The organism is Nocardia sp. NPDC004722 (assembly GCF_053601505.1).
On sequence record NZ_JBSGBY010000354.1, the window covers coordinates 1 to 8,851 of the forward strand.

5 protein-coding genes and 1 pseudogene are annotated in these 8,851 nt (G+C 61.7%); 3 read left to right on the plus strand and 3 right to left on the minus strand.

Annotated features, from left to right (window positions below):
• Positions 1 to 784: 784 nt before the first annotated feature.
• A pseudogene (locus tag ACWELQ_RS28940) lies at positions 785 to 907 on the minus strand (gluconate 2-dehydrogenase subunit 3 family protein); the annotation flags it as partial.
• Positions 908 to 1,731: 824 nt separating this feature from the next.
• On the minus strand, positions 1,732 to 1,986 hold the full coding sequence (locus ACWELQ_RS28945; RefSeq protein WP_452400198.1) for a hypothetical protein: 255 nt from the start codon (positions 1,984 to 1,986) through the stop codon (positions 1,732 to 1,734).
• Between the two features lie 937 nt (positions 1,987 to 2,923).
• Here ACWELQ_RS28945 and ACWELQ_RS28950 point away from each other — a divergent pair.
• The 3 genes from ACWELQ_RS28950 to ACWELQ_RS28960 all read left to right on the plus strand — a co-directional run bounded on the left by ACWELQ_RS28950 (position 2,924) and on the right by ACWELQ_RS28960 (position 7,533).
• Positions 2,924 to 3,817 (plus strand): helix-turn-helix domain-containing protein, encoded by an 894-nt coding sequence (locus tag ACWELQ_RS28950; RefSeq protein ID WP_452400199.1) that lies wholly within the window; start codon positions 2,924 to 2,926, stop codon positions 3,815 to 3,817.
• Positions 3,814 to 4,005, plus strand: coding sequence for a DUF397 domain-containing protein (locus tag ACWELQ_RS28955; protein WP_452400200.1), 192 nt, complete (start codon positions 3,814 to 3,816; stop codon positions 4,003 to 4,005). The genes ACWELQ_RS28950 and ACWELQ_RS28955 overlap by 4 nt, the downstream gene beginning before the upstream one ends.
• Positions 4,006 to 4,818: 813 nt before the next feature.
• Positions 4,819 to 7,533, plus strand: coding sequence for a glycoside hydrolase family 2 protein (locus tag ACWELQ_RS28960; RefSeq protein ID WP_452400201.1), 2,715 nt, complete (start codon positions 4,819 to 4,821; stop codon positions 7,531 to 7,533).
• A 749-nt stretch (positions 7,534 to 8,282) separates the two neighbouring features.
• Here the strand turns inward: ACWELQ_RS28960 and ACWELQ_RS28965 are convergent.
• Positions 8,283 to 8,780, minus strand: coding sequence for a sugar phosphate isomerase/epimerase family protein (locus ACWELQ_RS28965; RefSeq protein WP_452400202.1), 498 nt, complete (start codon positions 8,778 to 8,780; stop codon positions 8,283 to 8,285).
• Positions 8,781 to 8,851: the final 71 nt, after the last annotated feature.

Consider the following 8,851-nt stretch of genomic DNA (forward strand, 5'->3'; position numbering starts at 1 on the left):
CAGTTCAAGACGCTCGTGGAGAAGGTGCGGCCGCAATTCACCACGGCCGTGGCGAATATCGTGCGCGCGGTGGTCCCGGTGCTGGCCGAGGCACAACCCGGACCACTGGAAGGCGGCGCCGCTCCATCCGCCACCGCGCCGAAGTCCCGGAGGTAGACGACCGGGCCATTCGGGTTCCTCGGCGCGTCGATAGTGAAGGGCTGCGCTCCACTGGGCAACGGCGGCTCCGCTGCGCCTCCCGAAGTGCTCGTCAGCGCCTGCTGCGCCCATCCCGATCTGCGCGTCGTGCAGCCTTGCAGGAAGGACGACGGAATTGCCACGGACACCGCGGCGAGAATGCTATTTCGTATAAACTTCCGGCGCTGCATTATAGGTCTTCCGTTCTGAATCCGAATTCTGACATGCCGTTGCGATGTCAGGTTGATATTCACGCAGGCGTCTATTCACTCACAGTCGCCCAACACCTGCCGTTGCCGGCCTGGCTCACAAGGCAGGCAACCGCGGTATGCGCCAGATACTGCAACACTCGCGTCGCACCGGGCTACGAAGTGAAGAACGCCAGCAAGGCCAGTTCTCTCGTTGCCAGGATAAATGACTGTTGGCGCGCGTCTGCCGAGGGCCTAGTTCGTTGCTCCAGCAGTGCGGCCGCGCAAACTCTCTGTACGAGGTCCTTCTGATTCCACGAGACGAGTGCGCGTTCCTCCGCGATGGCCTCATCCTGAAACCGCCGCACCAGCGCCCTTTGCTGTCCCCGCTCCAGACTCACGAACGGCTTGTGATGCACTTACTGCGCGACCGTAGCGAAATGACGCAGCCCATTGAGGTAGTCATCTCGGTCCTCCTTCGAATAGACCTCTTTCAACATCGTATCAACAAAGGCAGGTACACCGACGTCGAGCGCCCCCGGTGTGTTGGTCGCAACAAAATACGAGGGAAGCGCTCAGAGCTCCGGCACGAAACACGCAGGACCCCATACGTCCTGCCGATTCACCCACACTGCACCGCTCCCTCAGCGACAGAGCTGAGGGTACATTTCGGTCAACTGTCAATCGAACCGACTGTATCACAATGCATTTCCGCCACCCACAAGCACTTGTCTGTTTGAAAAGAGTCCCGATCACCATCTGGGTTGCCAAGTTTCTCCGGTTGACTGGACTTTGCAGCCGATCGTCCGTTTCTCAAGCGAGAACCCTGTGCTATAAGGATCACGACAGCGGAAATTGCTCACGCGGATGCCTCTCCCAAGTTAAGAAGAATCCGGCCGAGGTCGTCACGGACCCACTCGAGGCCTGCTCAGAGGAGGTTTGCGATGACAATCGTGCTCACATCGGCGAATCATCGGCGACCGCTTCGGGCTGCCACCCGTTCTACGCTGATCTGGATTGCCGCAGCCGCACCGTGGTCCCACCGATTCCGATGGAATCATCCCGAGGGACAGGAAGCCCCGCCCGTCACGCGCTTTGATCGCCCAAGTGCCCCATCGCGACAGCCCCGTATCGGAATCGGCGTATCGAATGCGGGGGCAGCCGAAACGAGGCGGGCCGTCTGCAAGTCAACTACTTGCTAACGCGCCAGATATTCCAGCTCCCGGCTCGGCCACGACCGAGGTCCAGGACTGCCCTTCCGTAATATTGCTTGGCTTCACACTCGTCGTCGCAATATGCGTGACAGTGCAGCCCGGCCTTCGCCTGTTTAAGTGTCCGCGAGTCGACCGCTGGGCGGGGGTGCCGGTTACGGATCACACGTGACATCGCCTACCACCCGGAGTCTTTGGACAGGGAACGGGATCACGTTGGATCGTTCGGGGTGCTCATCCGACTCGAGGCCGATAATCCGCGCGGCTTCCTGCTGACGAGAGCATTGCATTGGCTCGCAATCCCGGTGAAGGATCATCGCCTCCAGCGCCTCTGCCGGGTTCATCTCGATGTCGTTCGGCCGGACACGGCAGTCTTCAAGCCTCTCCATCCGGGGGCCGTAGAGTTCCACTGCCCCACCTCCTTGCCATTGTTTTCACTCTCGATGATTTGCGTTGTCAGCTCTCGATTCCTGCGGGATATCGGGTGCCCATGCCCATCCGTTCATGGTCGCAATCTCGATCAGTTGACTTCTTGCACAACATGATTGACGTGTTCCCTCACTGCCGGGCGCGCAGGTTCGATGTTGCTGGAGCAGGATCTTGACGCCGTTCTCGTTCTCCAGGTACTCCGAGGGCCACAGCCTGTGGTGGCTGACGCGGGACGTTGTTCCAGTCATGTCTCGAAGTCCCATCCGGGCTTCCCTCGATTGGATTCCACGATCTCCCGTAAGTACTGCTTACGGCCGCACGAGTACTCACTATTTCCGTCGCCCGCGGTGCAACGCCTGTGCAATTGCAGTTGCGCGCGAACGGTTTCCGGAAACCTCAGAACGTCATGCCATTCCCCACGCTCGTGGGTCATCGGAGAGGGCCACTGGTTCATGGCCTGACAACGTTCGCACGATGGCGCCCGTGGCCGTTGCCGAGCCACCGGGCATCGATCCAGCTTCCGTCGTCCAGCCGGATTCGAACCGTTCCCTTCGGCTCGCCACCGTACCTACCGGCGTTTCTGATGTCTTCGATCAAGCAAAACAGAACGATGCCCACGCAAATCGCGATAAAGATCGCCACCAAGACCCAAGCATCCCAGGACACTATGCCTCCCAGCGCATTTCGGTTGATACCGAGTGGCGGCTAGTCGCTGGTCGTCCTCGGTGCTATCTGTAAGTAGACACCAAATCGACGACGAAAGACTGCTCGTGACGTGCATATCGTGAAATATGATGGAGTGCACGTAGCGCGCACTGCACGAGGCGAGCATGCACGTAGCGAGCAGTGCGCGTGACGAGCACCCCACCGACGTGCATCCCCGTCAATTCCCCCTCCTGGATAGCGAGGCTGAGCGAAATGTCCGGATCGACTATCTCCCGCCTGGATTTCGGAAACTTCATGCGGGACTTGAGGTTGCGCGGCCCGCGACCTGCCGTACTGACAGCCGCGACACGTCTCGGCGTCTCTCGGCCGGTGATCGATCGGCTGGAGGACGGCTCTCAGAACAGGTTGAGCGATCTACACATCAATGCCCTGCTCGATCTCTACGAGGTCGACGACGACGCCCGAGCGAAGGCGTTGATGCTCTGGGAAGAGGTCAAGGCCGAGGAGAAGGCCAACAGGGGCCAGGGCAACGTTTGGAAGGCATACAAGGACACGATCGCACCCAATACAGGGAAGTTCCTTCGACTGGAAAGGGTTGCAGAACAGATCATCTCGCACAATCCAGTAATCCTCCCTGCCCTGCTTCAGACCCCTGACTACCGCCGCGCACTCGACCTCGGAGGAGACCGGAACCTCTCGCTGGTAGATCTCGAGCGCCGGATCGAACTGACCATCACCCGGCAGGCTCGACTGAGCGATCCCGACTTCCGGTATGAGGCGCTGCTCTGCGAGGCTGTCCTTCGAAACCGCGCAGGAGAGCCCAAAGTGATGCGTGCGCAGCTGGAATGGTTGGCGGAAGTCGGTCAGCGCGACAACGTCGAGATACGGGTAGTCCCCTTCTCGGTCGGGGCTCATCCCGGGATGATCATGCAGTCATTCGACTGGCTCAAGTTCCCTGCAGGTACGAGCGGTCTCAGTCTGCCCACCGTGGTGTATGCGGACGGCGTTATCGGATCCGTCTTCCATGAGCACGAAGAGGACGTGAACCGTTATCGACGGGCGATCGAGGACATCCGCGCGGTAGCGTTGGGACAACAGGACACCAGGGACCTGGTGGTGAAGATCGCGAAGGAGTACGCGGCGTGAACAAGCCGGTAATGGGCGAGTGGTACAAGTCGAGCCGGTCGAACCAGGGCAATCAGTGCGTGGAGGTATGCCACGCCGACGACAGAACCATGGTCCGGGACACAAAGGACGACGGCAAGGGGCCCACTCTCGCATTCCCCGCTGGCGACTGGGCGACGTTCATCACCAGCCGCGTCTGGGAGGGCTGACCCCCGCCGCCTGACGTTGACACGAGCCCCGGCAGTCACCACAGGGATGGAGTGCTTTCAGGCTCAGTGCGATTTGAGCATTCCCCGGAACTCGGACTGATCCGGGCCATCTATATCTCAGTGCCGAATCGTGCGTGTTCGTGTCAGTGTGGTTGGCTAGAGTTCCGGCGCGGTGGTTCGTGGCGACTGTTGTTGATTGTCACCAACTTTCGATGGCGTAGAGCTCGCCGATTCTCTTGGTGAGTGGCGTTCTTCGACCTGAGCTCTCGCGCTGCCGTCCCCCACTGCATACCCGCCGAGCAACACCGAATGGGTCCTGGTTGTGAATCCAGGAGTGGGAAAGGTTTGGCCAGGCCGCGCAGATGGTCCCGCCAGGCCGAACTCCGTGCTCTATCGGCTGTCGCTTCACGACGGTCGACACACGACATGCTTTATTCTGGCCTCACTGCGCATTCCTTACGAAGAGTTTCCGAGTGTCAGCGCAAGGGGCACGCATGCACAACGATATACGTTGCCAGGGAGTCAGAACACAAATCATGTGTGTATTGAATTTCTCGCTGGAACGGGCATCGATTAGCTAGGACTATATGCCCGCCGCCAGCTTCTCCGTAACTCGAGATGACTTGAATTGGCCTGACGCCGACCCACAGTAGCCGCCGGTCGGAATCAAGTATCCAAAGGGAGGAAATGGCGGTCACGATTCCGCGCCGTGGATCGCGGCCCGCCATCATGAATCAACTCAACTCAATCCAATGGCCCGCACCCGGGCCGGCCGTGGGCCGGATCCCGCGTCGGTTCTCCAAGGAGGTTTCCATGTCCTCGAGCGGCGCATTCATCCGGCGCGGCCCGGCCGCACTCCTGGTCGCGGGGCTTCTCGCGGCCACCGCGGCCGCGGGGGGCATATCCCGCCCCGCATCAGCCGATCCGCCGGCCAGGGTCACCGAGGTATCCAGCGATGTCGGTTCGGCAACCGCCTTGCAGGGCTTCGATATTCAGTCCTCGGCGGACGTCTCGGACAGCCCGGAGACGATCTCGACCCCCGGGTACGAACCCAGCGGCTGGTTCCCGGCCGGACCGCGCTCCACCGTCATGGCGGCGCTGGTGGCCCACGGCAAGTACCCCGATCCGTTCTACTCCACCAATATGCAGCAGGACGACAAACCGTTCAAAGTGCCCTGGTGGTACCGCTCCGACTTCACTGTGACGGACACCTCCGCCCGGACCTTCCTTGATATCACCGGAATCCTCTCCGCCGCTGACGTTTACGTCAACGGCAAGCTGATCGCCGGTGCCGATGAGGTCGAGGGAGCCTATCCGCGCTATGAGCGCGACATCACCGCCGCGGTGAAGTCCGGTGCCAACACCGTCGCCTTCCGCGTACAACCCAACGATCCGGACAAACACCTCACCATGGGGTGGATCGACTGGAATCCCAGTCCTGCGGACAAGCTCATGGGTATGACCAGCGACATTGTCATCCGCCGCACGGGCGCGGTGGCCCTGGACGACGTGCACGTGGTCACCACGGTGGACCCGTCGCTCGCCTCCGCCGACCTGACCGTGAAGGCCAAGGTGCACAACCACTCCGGCGAGGCTCTCACTACCACGGTCAGCGGCGCGGTCGGTGAGGTGGGCTTCAGCAAGGAAGTGACGCTGGCCGCGGGCGAGACCAAGCCGGTCGAGTTCACTCCGGCCGACACATCCCAACTCAAGTTCACCGAGCCACGGATCTGGTGGCCTGCCGGGCAGGGCGAACACCCACTGTACGACCTGACCATGACGGCGAAAACGAATGCGGCGGTGACCGATACCGCACGCAAGCAGTTCGGAATCCGCGACATCCAGTCCAAGATCAACGAATTCGGCGGCCGGGAGTACATCGTCAACGGCAAACGGACCTTGATCCGGGGCGCGACCGAGGCCCCCGACATCCTGATGCGCTGGAACGCGCAGGAGGCGGCCGACCGCTTCGCTTACGCATTCAACATGGGCATCAACGCCATCCGCCTCGAAGGGCATCTGGAGCCGGACGAGTTCTACACCATGGCCGACAGGTCGGGCATGCTCCTGCTGCCCGGCTGGGAATGCTGCAACAGGTGGATGGAGCGTTCAGGCGACAACAAGATACCGGACAAGCCTTACAGTGCCCGCGAACGCGAGATCGCCAAGAATTCGATGGCGACGGTCGCCGCTGATCTGCGCAACCATCCGAGTGTGATCACGTTCTTCATCGGTAGCGACGAAGCCCCGCTCGAGGAGACCGGCCAAGCTTACAGGGCCGCCATCGAGGCCGCGGATTTCCAAGTGCCGATCGTCAGCGACATCAACGGCAACAGCTCTGGGGGCTATGCGAGCGGCATGAAGATGTCCAGTCCATACGACTGGGTGCCGCCGGTCTACTGGTACACCAAGAAGCACGGTGGCGCGTTCGGGTTCAATGCCGAAACCTCGTGTGGAGCAGCCATTCCCACCCTGGATACGCTGCGGCGGATGCTCTCGGCGGACGAACTCGAGGACCTCTGGCAGCACCCGGAGACAGCCAAGTACCACCGCTCACATGCCGACGCTTTCTCGAACCTGAAGATCTTCGGCGAGGCGTTGGACAACCGGTACGGCAAACCCACGAGCCTGGAGGACTTCGTTCGTAAAGCCCACCTCTCGCAATACGAGTCAGCGCGTGCACAGTTCGAGTCGTATGCCCGGAACTTCACCGATCCCGACAATCCGTCGACCGGTCAGGTCTTCTGGATGCTGAACAGCCCGTGGACATCGTTGCACTGGCAGATGTTCGACCGCTATTTCGATCAGGAAGGGACGTATTTCGGCGCCCAGAAATCCAATGAGGAGCTCCACATCCAGTACTCCTATGACGACCGCTCGGTCGTGGTGATCAACCAGCGCACCGATGCCGCCACCGGGCTGACCGCGCATGTGGATCTGTACGACCTCGACGGCGACCTCGAGTTTCACCAGGATGCCCCGGTTGCCAGCACACCCGGATACGGCGGCAAGGCCGTGGCCCTGACCGTTCCGGAGAAGGTCGACAACCTCAGCACGACCTACCTGGCAAAGCTGACCCTGACGGATGCCGACAACCGTGAGATCAGTCGCAACGTGTACTGGCTCTCGACCGAACCCGACGTCGTCGAGTATGGCGGGAAGAACTTTCCGTACAGCCCGACCAAATCCTTCGGCTCCATGAAGGGTTTGAACGATATGGCCAAGGCTCAGGTGTCGGCGACCGCCAGCAGTTCCAGCGCGAACGGCCAGACCACGGTGACCGTAACGCTCACCAACACAGACACCGGCAACACACCGGCACTGCAAACCGACGTCCGTCTGGTCGACGCGCAGAACAAGCCGATCCTGCCGGCCACGTGGTCGAATAACCAGGTGGGCCTGTGGCCCGGCGAGTCCGTCACGATTACCGCTACGGTCCGCACCGATGTTCTCGCCGGTGCCACACCGAAACTGCGCATATCGGGATGGAACCTCGACACCACGACCGCGGACGTATCCGCCTCGTAGTCAACGCGGCCGACACCTCCCAGCAGGTGTCGGCCGCCGTTCGTGGTGCACGAAGTTCCCGTGCCTCCACTGGTCGTGCATCGCGGCAGCCCGTGCGGTATCCGCCATCTTCGCCGCGGCACGGTGCCGAACCTGTTCGGGATCCTCATCGCCCCGGATACGCCGCGGCAGAATGGCCTGGTGACGGAAATCGATCGGGTCATCACAGACGGCCTGCCCCACAAGGCGATTGGAGATCGCGTACACCTCCAGCCCGTAAGGCTGCAGCTGGGGCCAGCGTCTGCTTGATGTATCCGCTCTCGGTTATCGCCCGGCTGCGACTGGATATCGCTGATCTGCTTGTCGTCCTTGGCTCCCGTGTCCAGGACGGTGAGTTTTCCGACCTCGGGGTGGAGTTCCTCGGGGTGGAGTTCGGGCCGCCCGGCTTGCCGTATTTCGCGGTGGGCTGCGCGCGGCTTACATCGCCTTCGTCACTCACCCGGTACACGCATCTCCCCCTCATCAGGAGTTGCGTGTACCGGCGAGAATTGGCGGCAGCAGACCGGGGCCGGAACCAGTTGCCGATCCCCTCGGTCATGCCTTGGATGATGCAAGTAAGCCACCGGCATCGGCCGGGGGCAGCGGCCACCTCGAGTGATCGCGGACTCCGCTGAGGGGAAAACCCGTGCGGGGCATGGCGAAAACTGCGTCCCTCCCTGCACTCCCAGCCCCATCGCAGAGCCCCCCACCGCCTCGGTGGGGGGCGATTCTCAGTCGGCGGTGGCGGGTCCGAAGGCGGAGTCGAAGGACCGATCGGGGGGTTCTATTGTGCAGAGATGGCGGACGAAGGCCAGGGCGTCCGGGGCGCCGACCATCCGGTCCATGCCCGCGTCCTCCCATTCGATCGAGATCGGCCCGCTGTATCCGATCGTGTTGAGCGCACGGAAACAGTCCTCCCAGGGAGTGTCGCCGTGCCCGGTCGAGACGAAGTCCCATCCCCGCCGCAGGTCGCCCCAAGGCAGATGTGAGCCGAGCCGCCCGTTACGGCCGTTGCCGACGCGTTTGCGGGCATCTTTGCAGTCGACGTGATAGATGCGATCGGCGAAATCGAGGATGAATCCGACAGGGTCGAGGTCTTGCCAGACGAAATGCGAAGGGTCCCAGTTCAAACCGAACGCCGGGCGACGGCCGATCGCCTCGAGGGTGCGGACGGTCGTCCAGAAATCGTAGGCGATCTCACTGGGATGGACCTCGTGGGCGAAGCGCATAAATACCTATTGACCAGCGGATTTGGTACAACTCCCAGCCCGTGTGTAATGTTGTGTTCACCGACGCGGGG